At 64.5% G+C, this 15846-nt stretch carries 18 protein-coding genes and 2 tRNA genes; 14 read left to right on the top strand and 6 right to left on the bottom strand.

All coding sequences use genetic code 11. From position 1 onward, the window contains the following. The first annotated feature begins 5 nt into the window (after positions 1-5). From BLP62_RS09300 to BLP62_RS09290, 3 genes are read left to right on the top strand one after another with little or no spacing between them, the layout of a single operon-like run. The gene (locus BLP62_RS09300; RefSeq protein WP_093007999.1) at positions 6-719 is read left to right on the top strand and encodes a type 1 glutamine amidotransferase family protein; all 714 of its coding nucleotides are present in this window, start codon (positions 6-8) and stop codon (positions 717-719) included. A gap of 46 nt (positions 720-765) precedes the next feature. Next, positions 766-1266, top strand: a complete 501-nt coding sequence (locus BLP62_RS09295) for a DUF2227 family putative metal-binding protein (protein ID WP_093007997.1) — start codon at positions 766-768, stop codon at positions 1264-1266. Between the two features lie 43 nt (positions 1267-1309). Continuing rightward, a complete protein-coding gene (locus tag BLP62_RS09290) occupies positions 1310-1795 on the top strand; it encodes a TlpA family protein disulfide reductase (protein WP_093007995.1) in 486 nt (161 codons plus the stop codon). Here BLP62_RS09290 and tsaE read toward each other — a convergent pair. Further along, entirely contained in the window at positions 1757-2194 is a 438-nt protein-coding gene (gene tsaE / locus BLP62_RS09285; protein WP_176758183.1) for a tRNA (adenosine(37)-N6)-threonylcarbamoyltransferase complex ATPase subunit type 1 TsaE, read from the bottom strand. The two genes, BLP62_RS09290 and tsaE, sit on opposite strands and share 39 nt — an antisense overlap. A 25-nt stretch (positions 2195-2219) precedes the next feature. Next, a tRNA-Leu gene (locus BLP62_RS09280) sits at positions 2220-2306 on the bottom strand. Between the two features lie 98 nt (positions 2307-2404). Between BLP62_RS09280 and BLP62_RS09275 the strand changes: the two genes are divergently transcribed. Then, positions 2405-2479 (top strand) — tRNA-Thr (locus BLP62_RS09275). Between the two features lie 75 nt (positions 2480-2554). On the opposite strand, the gene BLP62_RS09270 is transcribed toward BLP62_RS09275, so the two are convergent. Next, positions 2555-3742 carry a tyrosine-type recombinase/integrase gene (locus tag BLP62_RS09270; protein WP_093007991.1) on the bottom strand — a complete coding sequence of 396 codons (1188 nt, stop codon included), beginning with the start codon at positions 3740-3742 and terminating at the stop codon, positions 2555-2557. Positions 3743-3754: 12 nt separating this feature from the next. Beyond that, a complete protein-coding gene (locus tag BLP62_RS09265) occupies positions 3755-4084 on the bottom strand; it encodes a ribbon-helix-helix protein, CopG family (RefSeq protein ID WP_420918355.1) in 330 nt (109 codons plus the stop codon). A 190-nt stretch (positions 4085-4274) separates the two neighbouring features. Here BLP62_RS09265 and BLP62_RS09260 point away from each other — a divergent pair, with 190 nt between their 5' ends. The 5 genes from BLP62_RS09260 to BLP62_RS09235 all read left to right on the top strand — a co-directional run bounded on the left by BLP62_RS09260 (position 4275) and on the right by BLP62_RS09235 (position 8115). After that, entirely contained in the window at positions 4275-4529 is a 255-nt protein-coding gene (locus tag BLP62_RS09260; protein WP_018460835.1) for a helix-turn-helix domain-containing protein, read from the top strand. Beyond that, a complete protein-coding gene (locus BLP62_RS09255; RefSeq protein WP_093007989.1) occupies positions 4516-4797 on the top strand; it encodes a helix-turn-helix domain-containing protein in 282 nt (93 codons plus the stop codon). The genes BLP62_RS09260 and BLP62_RS09255 overlap by 14 nt, the downstream gene beginning before the upstream one ends. Before the next feature lie 9 nt (positions 4798-4806). Next, positions 4807-5088 (top strand): hypothetical protein, encoded by a 282-nt coding sequence (locus BLP62_RS09250; protein WP_093007987.1) that lies wholly within the window; start codon positions 4807-4809, stop codon positions 5086-5088. A 776-nt stretch (positions 5089-5864) separates the two neighbouring features. After that, complete coding sequence (locus tag BLP62_RS09240; protein WP_223965741.1) at positions 5865-6647, top strand: DUF7146 domain-containing protein; 783 nt, start codon at positions 5865-5867, stop codon at positions 6645-6647. Beyond that, positions 6634-8115 carry a YfjI family protein gene (locus BLP62_RS09235; RefSeq protein WP_018460830.1) on the top strand — a complete coding sequence of 494 codons (1482 nt, stop codon included), beginning with the start codon at positions 6634-6636 and terminating at the stop codon, positions 8113-8115. The genes BLP62_RS09240 and BLP62_RS09235 overlap by 14 nt, the downstream gene beginning before the upstream one ends. A gap of 846 nt (positions 8116-8961) precedes the next feature. On the opposite strand, the gene BLP62_RS09225 is transcribed toward BLP62_RS09235, so the two are convergent. Together BLP62_RS09225 and BLP62_RS13780 are read right to left on the bottom strand one after the other, a co-directional pair. Beyond that, the gene (locus BLP62_RS09225) at positions 8962-9408 is read right to left on the bottom strand and encodes a type II toxin-antitoxin system VapC family toxin (RefSeq protein ID WP_018460827.1); all 447 of its coding nucleotides are present in this window, start codon (positions 9406-9408) and stop codon (positions 8962-8964) included. Further along, complete coding sequence (locus tag BLP62_RS13780) at positions 9405-9554, bottom strand: hypothetical protein (RefSeq protein WP_018460826.1); 150 nt, start codon at positions 9552-9554, stop codon at positions 9405-9407. The genes BLP62_RS09225 and BLP62_RS13780 overlap by 4 nt, the downstream gene beginning before the upstream one ends. Positions 9555-9760: 206 nt before the next feature. Here BLP62_RS13780 and BLP62_RS09220 point away from each other — a divergent pair, with 206 nt between their 5' ends. The 5 genes from BLP62_RS09220 to BLP62_RS09200 form a co-directional block, all read left to right on the top strand. Beyond that, on the top strand, positions 9761-11731 hold the full coding sequence (locus tag BLP62_RS09220) for an AAA family ATPase (RefSeq protein WP_018460825.1): 1971 nt from the start codon (positions 9761-9763) through the stop codon (positions 11729-11731). A 380-nt stretch (positions 11732-12111) separates the two neighbouring features. Next, a complete protein-coding gene (rpsL, locus tag BLP62_RS09215; RefSeq protein ID WP_093007983.1) occupies positions 12112-12525 on the top strand; it encodes a 30S ribosomal protein S12 in 414 nt (137 codons plus the stop codon). Between the two features lie 8 nt (positions 12526-12533). After that, positions 12534-13001: a 30S ribosomal protein S7 gene (gene rpsG / locus BLP62_RS09210; RefSeq protein ID WP_093007981.1), complete on the top strand. Its 468-nt coding sequence runs from the start codon at positions 12534-12536 to the stop codon at positions 12999-13001. Positions 13002-13004: 3 nt separating this feature from the next. Next, positions 13005-15080: an elongation factor G gene (fusA, locus tag BLP62_RS09205; protein WP_093007979.1), complete on the top strand. Its 2076-nt coding sequence runs from the start codon at positions 13005-13007 to the stop codon at positions 15078-15080. A gap of 55 nt (positions 15081-15135) precedes the next feature. Further along, on the top strand, positions 15136-15846 hold a 711-nt coding region (locus tag BLP62_RS09200; RefSeq protein WP_143004352.1), incomplete at its 3' end, for a GTP-binding protein.

The following is a 15846-nucleotide window of genomic DNA, read 5'->3' as shown; positions in this document are numbered from 1 at the left end:
CCGCCATGCGGCAGGGTTTCTTCGCCTTGCTCACCGCCGACCCGTTGCGGGGAACCTTGCGCCCCGTGGAGGCCAGGCTCCTGGAGGAGGCCAGAGGGGAGGCCCTTTTCCTCGTGCCCTACCCCCTTAGGGACCTGGCCGAGGCCTGGCGGCTGGCCTACCGCCACCTGGGGCTTAGGCGGGGCCAGGTCCTCTACCTGAAGCGGCGGGAGGAGGCCTTTGACCCCGAGGTGGCCCAGAGGGTGGCGGCAAGCCCCTTGGTCCTCCTGGCGGCCGAAGGGCTCCCGGAGTTTTTGGACCTTATCCGGGGAAGCCTGGTGTTGCAGGCCCTCTGGGAGGTCCACCGCCAGGGGGGTGGGGTGGTGGCCTTGGGGGATGCGGCGGGGCTTCTGGGAGAGGCGGCCTTTTACTCCTGGGAAGGGGAGACCCGGGCCGCCTTGGGCCTCGCCCTTTTGAAGGGCCTGGCCCTTCTCCCCAAGGTGGAGGAGCGGGGACGCTTCCTCGCCCTTTCCCGTCTGGTGGCGGACAACCCCGACCTGGTGGGCCTGGGGCTTTTGGAGAACACCGCCTTGCGCCTCCTTAGGGGCCTGGGGGAGGTGTGGGCGGGCGGGGTGGCCCTGGTGGACGCCGGGGGGGCCGAGTTCACCGCCCGCGGGGTCAAGGGCCTCAAGGTGGACGTGCTTTCCGCAGGGGAGCGCTTCCCCTTGCCCGCCCTTTAAGGCCACCCCCGGGCGAAGGGAGCCGAGGGTGTGATACCCTTTCCCCATGCCCTCGGGGCGCGTTCACGAGGCCCTTAACCTCACGGCCTTGGGCCTGGGAAGCCTGGCCTACCTGGCCCTTGGGGGGTCTCCGGAGGACCCCAGGGCCTTGGCCTTCGCCCTGGCGTACCTGGCGGGCACCTTCCTCCTTTCCCCGGACCTGGACCTGGCGGAGAAGGAGGTGCGCGCCAGACGGCGCTGGGGGCTTCTGGGCCTCTTCTGGCGGCCCTATGGCTGGCTTTTCCGCCACCGGGGCCTTTCCCACACCTGGGTCCTGGGCCCCCTGACCCGGTTGGGGTACCTGGGGGGGCTTCTGGCCCTTTTGGGGTTCCTCGTCCAGGGGGTTTTGGGGTTTTGGGGGGTGGAGGTGCGGCTTAGGCCTCCCTCCTTTGGCCTCGAGGCCCTGGGCTTTGGCCTCCTTGGCTACTACCTCTCCCAGTGGCTTCACCTGGTGGCCGACGGCATCTGGCCGGACCACGACCTCAAGCGCCTTCGGCGGCCAAGGTAAGGGGGTTCACACACCCTTGATGGACATGAGGCAGAATAGGGGTATGGCCAAACTCAAAGCCCTGGCGCTTCTCCTCCTCCTGGGTCTGGCCTGGGCCGTCCGCCCCGGGGAGCCCCTGCCGGACTTCGCCCTTTTGGACCCGGCGGGCAACCTCGTCACCCCCAAGACCATGAAAAAGCCCGCCGTCATCGTGTTCTGGGCCAGCTGGTGCCCCGTGTGCCGGGCGGAGTTCCCCGGGCTGCACAAGGTCGCCGAGGAGACCAAGGTGCCCTTTTACGTCATCAGCCGGGAGCCCAAGGACACCCGGGAGGTGGTCCTGGAGTACATGAAGGCCTACCCCCGCTTCATCCCCCTCTTGGCCTCCGACCGGGACAAGCCCCACGAGGTGGCGGGCCGCTTCAAGGTGACGGGCCAGCCCTGGACCTTCGTGGTGGACAAGGAGGGGAAGGTGGTGGCCCTCTTCGCCGGCCGGGCCGGGCGGGAGGCCCTTTTAGACGCCCTCTTGCTCGCCGGGGTGGAGCTCCCATAGCTCCGCCCGGCGCACCTCCCCCTCCGGCCTGAGGCGGAGAAGGAACCCGGCCCCCAGGGCCTCGGGGTCCCCCCATTCCACCAGGGTGAGGCGGGCCTCCTCCTCCGCGGCCAGGAGCTGGGGGAGGAGGCTTTGGGGGTCCGGGAGGCGGTAGAGGTCGGCGTGGACCAGGAGGCCTTCCGGGGTGGGGTAGGTGTGGATGAGGGTGTAGGTGGGGCTGGTGACCCTGCCCCGGAAGCCCAGGGCCTCCGCCAGAAAGCGGACCAAGGTGGTCTTGCCCGCCCCCAGGGGCCCCTCCAGGGCCACCACCGCTCCTGGAGGCAAAAGGGGGAGGACCTCCCGGGCCAGGGCCCGGGTGTCCTCGAGGCTCCCCAAGGTGCGGGCGAGGAGGAGTCGCATAAAAATAAGGCCCCGAAGGGCCTTTTGGTGCCGGGAGCGGGACTTGAACCCGCACGCCCTTGCGGGCACCACCCCCTCAAGATGGCGTGTCTACCAGTTCCACCATCCCGGCAGGCCGCGCCCTAGGCGCAAGCCTTAGTTTAGCAGAAGGCCCCCTCTTGTCAAGGCGATTGCCAAACGGGGGTTCCTGCCCTAAACTCGGGTAGGCGGGCCGGTGTAGCTCAGCGGTAGAGCAACCGCCTCGTAAGCGGTAGGCCGCCGGTTCGAATCCGGCCACCGGCTCCACACCAGAACGCAAAAACCCCCGCCTTACTCTCAGGGCGGGGGTTGCTTTTGACCAATAACTGACCAATAAGGAGCTTAAGCCTGGGGGTAGCCTCCATGACCCTTGAGGAGGGTTTGAAGGTCCAGAACATAGCCCTGGCGTTCCTCCTCAAGAACATGGCGGTACACCCTGAGGGTGATGTCAAAGGAAGCGTGCCCGAGGCGTTCGCTTACCACTTCCAGGGGCACCCCCCGGGCCAGCATGAGGGAGCCCCAGGTATGCCGGAGGTCATGGACCCTACAAGGGCGGATGCCAGCTTGCTGGCAAATACGCCTTAGGGCGTGATTGGGATAGTCAGGATGGACCGGAGCCTTCCCGTCCTCTCCAGGGAAAACCCAGGCTTCCTTGAGCGCTTCCGGGGGAAGCTTCTGGGCAAGCTCCTCATACCGGGACTTGAGGGCTTGGAAGAGGTCAAGGGGGAGAGGAAGGACCCTTCGGGACTTGGGCGTTTTGGGGGTGCTGATTTCACCCCCTGAGCCCACCTTGCCCCAAGCCCTTTGCACCTTGAGTTCTCCCTTCTCAAAGTCAATGTCCCCCCACTTGAGGCCAAGGGCTTCTCCCTTCCTCAACCCCAGGCCCAGGAGGAGGCGGAAGAAAAGCTCAAGGGGGTGGCCCTCAGCGGCCTGGAGGAGGGCTTCAACCTCGTGGGGCTCAAGGGCCCTTCCCGGCTTCTCGGGAGGCGCTTCCCTTCCCTGAGCTTTACGGGGTGGCCTTACCAGGCTCACAGGGTTTCTGGCTATGAGCTCAAGCCGGACAGCCTCGTCAAAGAGGGCCCGGAGGAGTTGGTACACCTTGAGGGTTGTCCTGGGGCTAAACCCTTCCTTGACCAAGAAGTCCATAGCCCCCTGGATATGGGAGGGTTTGACGGCTTGGAGCTTGAGGCTTCCCAAGCCCCTACCTTTACCCCGGAGCTCGGGCATGACCAGGCTAAGGTCTTCCAGGTAAACCTGAACGGTCTTGGGCTTGACTTCTTGGGCCTTCCGTTCAAGCCAGGTTTTGGCCCATTCGGCGAGGGTGAGGAGGGAAGGGTCAACATAGGTGCCCCTTTGCAGACTTACCCGGAGCTCCGCGAGCTTTTCGGCCACTTCCTGCTTGGTCTTGCCGTAGACGGAACGGGTCTTCTGCCTGCCGTCAGGCCATGTGCCCACGGTCAAGATGCCTTCCCAACGCCCATCCTTGCGCTTGCGGATGTGGCCTTCTCCCTTTGCCCGTTTCCGCTTCATCTCTGGATTGCCCTACCAAATCCGTTCTCGGTAATACTCTTCAAGGGTCTTGCCTTCAGCTTCTGCCTTAGCCTTGTCTATTAGCCTTTGCCGCCATGTTTCCACAAGCTTGCTTGCCGCCAAGAAGAGAAAGGTGGACTGCTTATAGAAATCCTCCCATGTTTCCGGGGGATTTTCTCCTCCTTGACTTTTTTTAATGAGCTCTTCTGGGTTACTTGCCCAATCCTGCCAAGATACTTGGCCCGTCAGATACAAACTGACCGCTTGCCTAATGAGCTCGGATATGGCTATGCCGCGCCTTTTAGCCTCTGCTTTGACAAGAGCCTGCATCTCTGGGTCCATGTAAACATTCAGAAAAGGGGTCTTGGGTTTTCCGGACTTTGTCCTGGGCATGCTCTACATGGTACCCCAGACATGGTACCCCAGAAAGTCAGACGGAGCTAAGGGGTGGCAGTAGAGCCCTGGCCGAAGTGGTCAAGCTGTATCTTGACACTACTGAGTTTTCATGCTCCAATAGTGGTGGGTGGGAGCCATGAAAAAGGGAGAGCTTTCCCGGGAGAGGCTTCGGGAGAAGGCGCTTCAGAAGGGGGTAAAGGCCATAGCCCTTAGCCCCGAGGAGTTTGCCGGGGCGATAGGAGTGAGCCTTTCCACCGTTTACAGGCTCATTCGTACCAAGCGTATTCCCTCTGCTCGGCTTGGTAAGCGCATTCTCATCCCCCTCAGCGCCGTGGAGGAGTTTTTGAACGGGGAGAGGGAAGAGGAGGAGGTGGCCCATGCCCGGCGTTGAGGAGCCTGGGAGGGGCCGCGCCTTCAAGCGGCTCCTGAGTGTGCCCGAAGCGGCGGAGCGGTTAGGCCTTCCGGTCAATGCCGTCTACCAGTTTTGCCGGGCCAAGCCGGAGCATCCCCTTTTCATGCCCCATATCAGGCTCGGTAAGCGCGTCTATATCCCACCGGAGGCTTTGGAACTCTGGGTGCAGAAGAACACGGTTGGCTTGTCGGAGGTTTCTGGGGAGGAAGCCTTTTGGCGGCAGGAAGGAGAGGCGTTGGAGGAATAGGAGGGGACTATGGTCAAGGTCAGGGAAGCGGTGGTGCAGGAGGAAGGCCGGGTTTTGGAGCAAGTGGTGGTGGAGCTCGGATGGGCCCGCCTGCCTGAGCTTTTGGCCTTCGTGGAGGAGCTCAAGGCCAAGGTCAAGGAGCTTGGGGCCTCTGTCCTGGAGGCCTCCTTTGAAATGCAGGCCGTGGTGGAGGGCACCAGCCCTGACCTTGTGCAGGAGCTCAAGGCTTGGGCCAAAGAACCTGCTGACCCCCTGGGGAGGAGCCTGGGGGTCAGCGTTCGGAGGGGGTAGCTGATGGTAAGGCCAAAGGGTGGTGCTTTCTTCAGCGTAAAGGACTGGGAGGCGGTTAGGCAAGCCCTTTTGCGCCTGAACGAGGAAGGGCTTGCCCCCCACCTTCTCCTTTTGGTGGAGGGAGTGGAGGTAGGCCCTCACCTTTCCCCCGCGTGGTGGGAGGGCCTTAGGGAACTGCTTGAGGCTTTAGAGGCTCTGGGGGTCAGGGTTTGCCCCGTGGTGCAGTACCGGGACCCTGAGGAAGGCTTCAGGGAAGTGGACCTTGAAGGCCTCCTTCGGAAGGTAGCCTCCGTGGGGGAGGGGGTATATGGCGAATCACGGGAGGCTTCCATGCCCCCTTTGGAGGGGCAAAATCCCGTTTGGAAGGGCAATCCGCGGGGAGAGGTTGCCGGGCTTTCCCTGAATACCCTTCCCCCCCTTGCTGGTGGAGGGGGTGGGAGGAAGCCCCCGCAAGTGAGCGTGGGGGCCTTGGGGGAGGGGAAGCCGGATGACTTCTTCCTCCTCCTCGGAACCCTCCTTTACGGCTTGACCAGCCTTTGGGAGGTTTGGCGTTCCCGAAAGGCGAGGGGGAGGGCTGTTGCTCACGAGGAGGAGGCTTGGGCATGAGCGTTTTGGAGCACATCCTTTTCCAAACCCGGGCCCGTCCCTCGGGGAAAAACCGCTGGATAGGGCATTGCCCGGCCCACGAGGACCGGGAACCTAGCCTTTCCATCCGGCTTACCTTTGACGGGAGGGTCCTTCTCCATTGCTTTGCAGGGTGCCCTATTGAGGCGGTTTTGGCGGCTTTGGGCCTGGAGTTTCGCGACCTTTTTGATGGGGTGAGGAGGGGGGCCTTTGAGGCCTGGCCCCCTCCCCCCTATCGGGGAGAGGCCAAGCCGGACGAGAAGCGCCGGAAGGCCTTACAAAGGCTTTGGGGAGAGGCCATTCCCCTTGAGGGGAAGGGGGCGGAACTGGGGCGGCGCTACCTCGAGGCCCGAGGCCTGAACCTCGAGGCCGTCCTCCCCGGCCTCCAAAACCTGCGCTTTCACCCCTCCTTGGAGTACCGGGAGGGGGGGAAGGTCCTGGGGGTCCTCCCTGCCCTCCTGGCCCGGGTGGAGCACCCTCAACACGGCTTAGTGGCCCTCCACCGCACCTATTTGAGCCCGGACGGGAGGGGCAAAGCTCAAGTCCCCTCCCCCAAAAAGCTCACTAAGGCCGTCTTTGAGGGGGCCACAAAGGGCGCGGCCATAAGGCTTTATCCCCTGGAAGGGGAGGCTTTGGCCTTGGCCGAGGGGATAGAAACCGCCTTGGCGGTGCGGGAGGCCGGGCTTTTGCCCGTTTGGGCCACGGTGAGCGCCAACGGGTTGGAGTGGGTAGAGCTACCCCAGGAGGTGCGAAGCGTCCTGATAGCGGCAGACCACGACCCCAGGGGCTTGGAGGCCGCCCACAACCTGGCTGGCCGCCTGTTCCTTGGGGGGGTGAGGGTTTCCGTGCTGGCCCCTTCCTGGGAAGGGAAGGACTGGCTAGATGTGCTCAAAGGGGCCAAGGCGGAAGGGGGGAGGGTCCATGGTCAAGGCTAACTTCCTGGCGGACTTGGAGCGCTTGAAGAAGCCCATCCCCTTTTCTCCCGAGGGGCTTCCCGAACCTGCTCCTTTGGAGGAACTAGGGGAGGAAGAGCTTCCCCCCTTCCCCGGGGAAATCCTTCCCGGGGAGCTAGAGGCCTTTTTAAGGCCCTTCGCTGAGCGTTTGGCGGTGGAGTACGGTGCCGTAGCCATCACGGCTTTGGGCTTGGCCTCAGGCCTCCTGGCGGGGCGCTATGTGGTGCAACCCGACCCCCAAAATCCCACTTGGCGCGAGGGGGTCAACCTTTGGGTTGCGGTTATCTCCGACCCCGGCACCAAGAAGACCCCCATCCTCAAGACCTTGGCGGAGCCCCTTTACGAGCTAGAGGCCCACTTCCAGGAAGAGTATGAGGAACGGCGGAGGACCTATGAACTGGAGCGCCAAGCCTGGCAGGCCAGCAAGCCCCAGGAGCGGGGGCCAGAGCCCCAGGAGCCCAGGGCCTTCCGGGTCCTGGTGGAGGACGCGACCAAAGAGGCCTTGGCCCAAGTCCTCAAGGAAAACCGGGGCGTTGTGGCGGTGTATGACGAGCTCAAGGGCCTCTTTAGCACCTGGCAGAGGGTGGACCGCCAAGCTGACCGGGCCTTTTACCTGAAGGCCCATTCCGGGGGAAGCCACCGGGAGGACCGCATGGGCCGAAAAGGCCACTTCGTGCGGGACATGTGGCTTGCCATCGTGGGCTTCATCCAGCCCGGGCCCTTTCGGCGGCTCCTGAAGGAAGCCGCCAAAGGGGGGGAAGAGGCGGACGGCCTGGTCCAGCGCTTCGTGATGGTGGAAGGGCGGCTTCTCCCTTGGAAGAAGGAGCGGCCCAGCGTTCCTAGGGAAGCCCAAGAGGCCTACAAGGCCTTCATGAAAGGCCTTTGGCAATCTCCCGAGGGAGCACCCAGGATTTTGCGCTTCGCCCCGGATGCCCAGGAGCTTTGGTACGAGTGGGAGGACGAGGTGGAGCAGGAGGCCCGGGATCCGGACCTTCCTCCTTCCTGGAAGGCCTATCTTGGCAAGCGCTTGCTCCTCACCGCCCGCTTTGCCGGGGTTTTGAGCTTGGTGTGGAAGGAGGGGGAATGGGTCAGCGCGGAAAGCCTTCTTCGCGCGATTGAGCTGGTGCAATGGGCAGACGCTCACGCCAAGCGGATTTGGCGGGGGGCAACCCGGGGGGACTACTCCCCTGCAAACCGGGTAGCCGTGAGGATTTTGGAGCGCGCGAGGGAAGGCAAGCTACCCGAGCAAATCACGCCCAAGTGGGTTTGGGACCTTGGCTTTGCGGGGATAGAAAGCGTGGCTCAGGCCGCCAAGGTCCTTCAGCGCCTGGCGGAAAAGGGCTGGCTTCTTGAGGTCCAGCCCCGCAACCGCAATAGGGGAGGCAAGGCCTTCGTTCTTAACCCCAAAGTCCTTGAGGGCTTAAAGCCCGAGGAGCTTCAAGGGGCATAGGGTAGGCCTCTTCTCCCCCGCCCTGGTATGGGGCGGGGGCCTTTCTATCCTTGGTGCTCCTCAAGGGGCGATGGGGGGTGAGCTTAAAAGAACGGGTTTTCTTGACCCTTGCCTTTCCTTTTTCCCTTAAAAATCGCCCTTTTCTAAAGGGGGGTAAGCACCCCCCTTTAACCCCCCTTTAGGCGTTCTGGAGCCTGCTTTCTAAAGGGGGGTTCAACCCCCCTCAACCCCCCTTTAGAAAAACTGAAGCCGTGCCAAAAATCCTAAAGGGGGGTTGAGCCGCAGATTTTACCCCCCTTTAGAACTTGCGTCCTGGACGGGAAAAGTCCTCCTAAAGGGGGGTAAAGGGGGGTAAAGGGGGGTTAAAGGGGGGTAAGCGAGAAGAGGGCATTTCCCCTGTCTGGGACGGCGAAAACCACTTCCTAAAGGGGGGTAAAGTGGGGGGGTCGCCCTTTTATATCCTGAGGGGGGTGGCTGAGGTGAATGGTCAAAAGGCCTTTGGGGTGATGCTTTTAGGCCTCATAGCCCTCTACTTCACCCTTCAGGGGCGTAAGGAGCCCCCGGCTCCTCCTCCCCCTCCTTCCTCCTCTCCTCAAGGAGAGGCCTCCCCTACCTGCCAAGCCCGGGTGTGGGCCGCCACCCTGGGCTACCAGGAGGTGCGCTTACAGCTTGAAGGGCAAGCCTCCCTCATCCGCCTGGCATGGCCCCAGGGGAGCCTTGAAGTGGAGACCCCCCGGGTGTGCTCGGCGGGGGAGTGCCGGGTGCCCATTCCCCCAGGGGTGAGGCCCGTGGAGGTGAGGGTGGACGCGTGCCCCCCTATCCGCCTGGGGGAGTGAGGGCCTGGGGTCAGCCCCTCCCTTCCAGGGGGGGCACCCTTACCACGGTCAGGCCCTCCTTCTTGGCCGCCCGGTAGAGGGTTCGGTCAAAGGTGAGGAGGGCGGTGTCCGGGTAGAGGCCCCTGAGGAAGAGGGCCCCTTCCAGATGGACCGCATCCGCCCCCTTGAGGGGGTGCCTTTCGCATAGGCGGGCCGCCCTCATGTGGCCTTCCAGGGTGGGGGTGAGGACTTCCAGGTACTCCCAAAGCTCGTAGAGCTCCCGGAGGGCCTTGCGGTAGAGGGGACGGGTGAGCCTGCCGTCCCTCTGCATGGCGTGGAGGACCCCCACCGCTTCCGGGAGGGCGAAGGCGCTTGCCGCGTGGGCTTGGGCCTGGGAGAAGGCTTCTCGGGCCAGGTCAGAAAGGTCCTCCCGGAGGAGGACCTTGAGGAGGCCGCTGGTTTCCAGGAAGAGCCTCAACGCCTTTGCTCCTGGAGGTAGGCGAGGCTGGGCTTCCCAGGCTTGGGCACCACGGGCTCAGGTAGGGGAGGCTTTCCCTTCTTGCGGGGAGGGGTGATGAGGAAAGGGGCCTCTTCCTTGGGTTTGGGCCGCGTGCTCCTGGGCATGCCCTCAGTCTACCCGGCCAGGAGGCCCGGGCAAAGCGCCGGGTCAGGGTGAAGGGTGTCCCCTGGGGGCGAAGGGGCTTTCGGGGCCTTGGGGCTTCCACCCCCTTCTTCCTTTCCTCTTGGGGGAGGGCCCTCACCGGGGGGAGTCCCGAGGAAGGGGCGAAACGCCCTTTATCCCTCGGGGAGCCTCCTCCTATCCTTGGGGCATGGCGGTCCTGCAGGGGCACCGGGAGGGGGAGGAGGGCTTCCGGGAGGAGCCTCCTACCCCCTACCGGGGGGAAGGCCCTAGAGGAGGGAGGATGGGGCATTTGGAGCTCACCGAGTGGCAAAAGCGGGTGCTTGGCTATCTGGCCCAGGCCGGAGAGGCCCGCCTTTCCGAGGTGGCCCGGGCCCTGGGGGCGGGGGAGGCGGGGCTTAAGGACCTTTTGACCCGCCTGAAGGCCCGGGGCCTGGTGGAGAGCACCGCAAGGCGCACCTGGAGGCCCACGGGCCAAGGGCTTTTGGCCCTAAAGGGGGTGCCTTCCCGCCCCTCCTCCCTGGCGGCTCATCCCGGCTTTGCTTCCCTCCTTGCCCTCCTTCCCGTCCCCGAGTACCGGGCCCTCTTGCGCCTTACCGTGGCGGTGGCCTACCTGAGGCGGAAAGCCCCCCACTTGGGGCCCATGCCCTGGCTTGGAGCCTATGGGCCCCCAGGAACCGGGAAAAGCACCGTGGGGGAGGCGGCTTTGGCCCTGGTGGGAGGGCGCTTCTTTGATGTGCGGGCCATGACCCCAGGGGAAGCCTTGGGTAGGAGGCGGCAAACCCAGGGGGGAGGCTGGGAAGTGGAGCCCCCCGCCACCTTGGAGGGGCCTATAACCGTCCTGGATGAGCTTGGGGAGGCCCAAGCCGAGCTTCAAAGGGCCCTTTTCGCCCTGGTCAACGACCGCCCCACGGTGCTCATAGAGGGGCAGGAACTTCCCCACCGGGCCGCCATCTACGCCACATGGAACCCCGAGGCCCGGGAAGTGCCCCTCCCCGAGGGGGCCAAGAGGCGGGGCCTCCTCCTCAACACCGCCCCCTATGTCCGCACCCTCCACAAGGCCTTTCTTCGGGAAGGGGTAGGCGAGAGGCTGAGGGAGCTTTTGGACACCTACCCCTCCCCTTGGGTAGACCTAGAGGCCCTTCCTTCCCCCAACCTCGAGGGCGTGGACCCTGGGCCCCTCAGGGAGGCCCTTTACCGCCTGCTCACCCCAAAGGGCAAGGGGGAAGTACCCCTAGGGGCCCTCAGGCCTCTTGCCGTGGCCTACAATACCCTTTACTTTCCAGAAAAAGAGGCCTCCTTGGTGGAGGTGGCCTACGACATGGCCCTTCTCCTGGCCTCCAGGCCGGGCCTCCTCCTCCCCGGATGGGCCAAGGCCCTTCAAGGTTTGCGGGGAGGCCTTCCCCTTGAGGAGCCTACCCCCCAAGAGGGAAGCAAGGACTACCGGGCCCGTATGGAAGAGTGGGGGAGGCGGAAGCGCTTGGAGGCCGCCTTGGCCCGCCTTACCCGGGAGCTTCACCGCTACCGGAGCCTGACCCGGGAGGAAGAGGTGGCCCGCGCGGAGCTTTTGGGCAAGGTGGAGGCCTTGAGGGAGGAACTGGGCAAGGAGGCCTCCCCCGCCCCCTTGGAGGCCTTGGAGGAGGACGGGAAGGCCTTGCTCCGAGCCATGGAGGAGCTTTTGGAGCGCATACGCCACCGCCTTGAGGTAGAGAGGAAGCGCTTGCTGGAAGAGGCGAAGAGCCTCAAGGCCCAGGCCTTAGAGGCCTACAACCTGGCCCAAAAGCTCAAGGCCCTGGCCTATAGGAACCCGGAGGAGGGCATGCGCCTTTTGGAGGAGCGCGGCATGGTCCAAAGGGTAGCCGTGGCCGCCCTCCCCGCCCCCAAGGAGAAGCCCCCAGAGGAGCGGGTCATGCAGGGTTTTAGCGTGGCTTTGGGCCTCCTCCTAGGGCTTTCGGGAAGGCGGGAGGGGTGGAGCCTAGCCCTGGAAGCCGCCCTCCCCAAGGCCCCGCCTTCCCTAGCCCCCGTTTGGACCTTCCAGGGGCAGGAGGTGAAGGACTTGGCCCGCTTCCTTTGGGAGATGGCAAACCGCCTGGAAGGGTGGGCGCGGCAAAACTCCTCCAAAGCGCAGTCCCTGAGGGAAAAAGTCAGGGGTTTGGCCTGAGGATAGACCAAGATTTTGACCAATAAGCAACGGGCAACAGCAGGAACCAACGGCGACCAAAACCCCCCTAAAGGACCCTTTTGAACGCTTTTCACCACAACCGCCTTCCCCAAAAGCCCGGTTTTAGGGGAGCTCGTAAGCGGTAGGCCGCCGGTTCAAATCCGGCCACCGGCTCCAGCTCCCCGCCTGGGCAGAACCCCGGCGGGGCTTTTTCGCCCCCCTGTCTTGCCAAAAGAGGCCTAGCCCTGTAGACTAGACAAGTTGAGGGCCCTCAGGGCCAGCCCCTGGTCCTGAGGGCGATGCCCTGTGCGGGCATAACGGGGAAGACCCCTTCCCCGGGCGGATCTTGAGAACACGGGGGCAAGTCCAGGAAGAAGGGAGTGGTGGCACTGCCGACGATCAATCAGCTCGTACGAAGGGGCCGCGAGAAGGTCCAGAAGAAGAGCAAGGTTCCGGCCTTGAAGGGTTCCCCCTTCCGCCGAGGGGTGTGCACCGTGGTGCGCACCGTGACCCCGAAGAAGCCGAACTCCGCGCTCCGCAAGGTGGCCAAGGTGCGCCTCACCTCCGGCTACGAGGTCACGGCCTACATCCCCGGCGAGGGGCACAACCTTCAGGAGCACTCCGTGGTCCTCATCCGGGGCGGGCGTGTGAAGGACCTCCCGGGGGTGCGCTACCACATCGTCCGCGGGGTCTATGACACCGCCGGGGTGAAGGACCGGAAGAAGAGCCGCTCTAAGTATGGGACCAAGAAGCCCAAGGAGACCAAGGGAGCGGCCCCGGCCAAGAAGAAGTAGGTGAGGGTATGCGGAGAAGAAGAGCAGAGGTACGCCAGCTCCAGCCCGACCTGGTTTACGGGGACGTGGTGGTGTCGGCCTTCATCAACAAGATCATGCGGGAGGGCAAGAAGAACCTCGCCGCCCGCATCTTCTACGAGGCCTGCCGCATCATCCAGGAGAAGACCGGCCAGGAACCCCTCAAGGTCTTCAAGCAGGCGGTGGAGAACGTGAAGCCCAGGATGGAGGTCCGTTCCCGCCGCGTGGGTGGGGCCAACTACCAGGTGCCCATGGAGGTCTCTCCCCGTAGGCAGCAGTCCTTGGCCCTCCGCTGGCTGGTGCAGGCGGCCAACGCCCGCTCCGAGCGGGGCGCGGCGATGCGCATCGCCCACGAGCTCATGGACGCCGCCGAGGGTAAAGGCGGGGCGGTCAAGAAGAAGGAAGACGTGGAGCGCATGGCCGAGGCCAACCGCGCCTACGCGCACTACCGGTGGTGAGCCATGGCGGTTAAGGTAGAGTACGACCTAAAGAGGCTCCGCAACATCGGTATCGCCGCCCACATTGACGCCGGCAAGACCACCACCACCGAGCGCATCCTTTACTACACGGGCAAGATCCACAAGATCGGCGAGGTCCACGAGGGCGCGGCCACCATGGACTTCATGGAGCAGGAAAGGGAGCGGGGCATCACCATCACCGCCGCCGTGACCACCTGCTTCTGGAAGGGCCACCGCATCAACATCATTGACACCCCGGGCCACGTGGACTTCACCATTGAGGTGGAGCGCTCCATGCGCGTCCTGGACGGGGCCATCGTGGTCTTTGATTCCAGCCAGGGGGTGGAGCCCCAGTCCGAGACCGTCTGGCGCCAGGCGGAGAAGTACAAGGTGCCCCGCATCGCCTTCGCCAACAAGATGGACAAGACGGGGGCCGACCTCTGGCTCGTGATCCGCACCATGCAGGAGCGCCTGGGGGCGAGGCCCGTGGTGATGCAGCTCCCCATCGGCCGGGAGGACACCTTCTCGGGGATCATTGACGTCCTCCGGATGAAGGCCTACACCTACGGCAACGACCTCGGCACCGACATCCGGGAGATCCCCATCCCCGAGGAGTACCAGGAGCAGGCCCGGGAGTACCACGAGAAGCTCATTGAGGCGGCCGCGGACTTTGACGAGGGGGTGATGCTCAAGTACCTCGAGGGCGAGGAGCCCACCGAGGAGGAGCTGGTGGCCGCCATCCGCAAGGGCACCATTGACATCAAGATCACCCCCGTGTTCCTGGGTTCGGCCTTGAAGAACAAGGGCGTCCAGCTCCTCCTGGACGCGGTGGTGGACTACCTGCCCTCCCCCCTAGACATCCCCCCCATCAAGGGCATCACCCCTGAAGGGGGGGAGGTGGAGATCCACCCCGACCCCGACGGCCCCCTGGCGGCCTTGGCCTTCAAGATCATGGCCGACCCCTACGTGGGCCGCCTCACCTTCATCCGCGTCTACTCCGGGACCCTCACCTCGGGCTCCTACGTCTACAACACCACCAAGGGCCGCAAGGAGCGGGTGGCCCGGCTCCTCCGCATGCACGCCAACCACCGCGAGGAGGTGGAGGAGCTGAAGGCAGGGGACCTGGGCGCCGTGGTGGGCCTCAAGGAGACCATCACCGGGGACACCCTGGTGGGGGAGGATGCCCCTCGGGTGATCCTGGAGTCTATTGAGGTCCCCGAGCCCGTGATTGACGTGGCCATTGAGCCCAAGACCAAGGCGGACCAGGACAAGCTTTCCCAGGCCCTGGCCCGCCTGGCGGAAGAGGACCCCACCTTCCGCGTCTCCACCCACCCCGAGACCGGCCAGACCATCATCAGCGGGATGGGCGAGCTCCACCTGGAGATCATCGTGGACCGGCTCAAGCGGGAGTTCAAGGTGGACGCCAACGTGGGCAAGCCCCAGGTGGCCTACCGCGAGACCATCACCAAGCCGGTGGACGTGGAGGGCAAGTTCATCCGCCAGACGGGCGGCCGCGGCCAGTACGGCCACGTGAAGATCAAGGCCGAGCCCCTGCCCCGCGGGTCTGGCTTTGAGTTCGTCAACGCCATCGTGGGCGGGGTGATCCCCAAGGAGTACATCCCCGCGGTGCAGAAGGGCATTGAGGAGGCCATGCAGTCGGGTCCCCTCATCGGCTTCCCCGTGGTGGACGTCAAGGTCACCCTCTACGACGGCTCCTACCACGAGGTGGACTCCTCGGAGATGGCCTTCAAGATCGCCGGCTCCATGGCCATCAAGGAGGCGGTGCAGAAGGGGGATCCCGTCATCCTCGAGCCCATCATGCGGGTGGAGGTCACCACCCCCGAGGAGTACATGGGCGACGTCATCGGCGACCTGAACGCCCGCCGGGGCCAGATCCTGGGGATGGAGCCCCGGGGCAACGCCCAGGTGATCCGGGCCTACGTGCCCCTGGCGGAGATGTTCGGTTACGCCACCGACCTGCGTTCCAAGACCCAGGGCCGGGGCTCCTTCGTCATGTTCTTTGACCACTACCAGGAAGTGCCTCGGCAGATCCAGGAGAAGCTCATCAAGGGTCAGTAGACCGCTTGCGGGGTGGGCCCCTTGGGCCCGCCCCTTGCTTGAAAGGAGAAGGAAGATGGCCAAGGGCGAGTTTATCCGGACGAAGCCTCACGTGAACGTGGGGACGATTGGGCACGTGGACCACGGGAAGACGACGCTGACCGCGGCGTTGACGTATGTAGCGGCGGCGGAGAACCCGAACGTGGAGGTGAAGGACTACGGGGAGATTGACAAGGCCCCGGAGGAGCGGGCGCGGGGGATCACCATCAACACGGCCCACGTGGAGTACGAGACGGCGAAGCGGCACTATTCCCACGTGGACTGCCCTGGGCACGCGGACTACATCAAGAACATGATCACCGGGGCGGCGCAGATGGACGGGGCGATCCTTGTGGTGTCGGCGGCGGACGGGCCGATGCCGCAGACCCGGGAGCACATCTTGCTGGCGCGCCAGGTGGGGGTGCCGTACATCGTGGTGTTCATGAACAAGGTGGACATGGTGGACGACCCCGAGTTACTGGACCTGGTGGAGATGGAGGTGCGGGACCTCCTGAACCAGTACGAGTTTCCTGGGGACGAGGTGCCGGTGATCCGGGGGAGCGCGTTGCTTGCCCTTGAGCAGATGCACAAGAACCCCCAGACGAAGCGTGGGGAGAACGAGTGGGTGGACCGGATTTGGGAGCTTTTGGACGCCATTGACGAGTACATTCCCACGCCGGTGCGGGACGTGGACAAGCCGTTCTTGATGCCGGTGGAGGACGTGTTCACCATTACGGGCCGTGGGACG

This window comes from Thermus arciformis (genome assembly GCF_900102145.1).
In the GTDB taxonomy this organism is placed as follows: domain Bacteria; phylum Deinococcota; class Deinococci; order Deinococcales; family Thermaceae; genus Thermus; species Thermus arciformis.
Note: the sequence above shows the minus strand (reverse complement) of the source record. Positions and strands in the feature narration are given on the sequence as shown.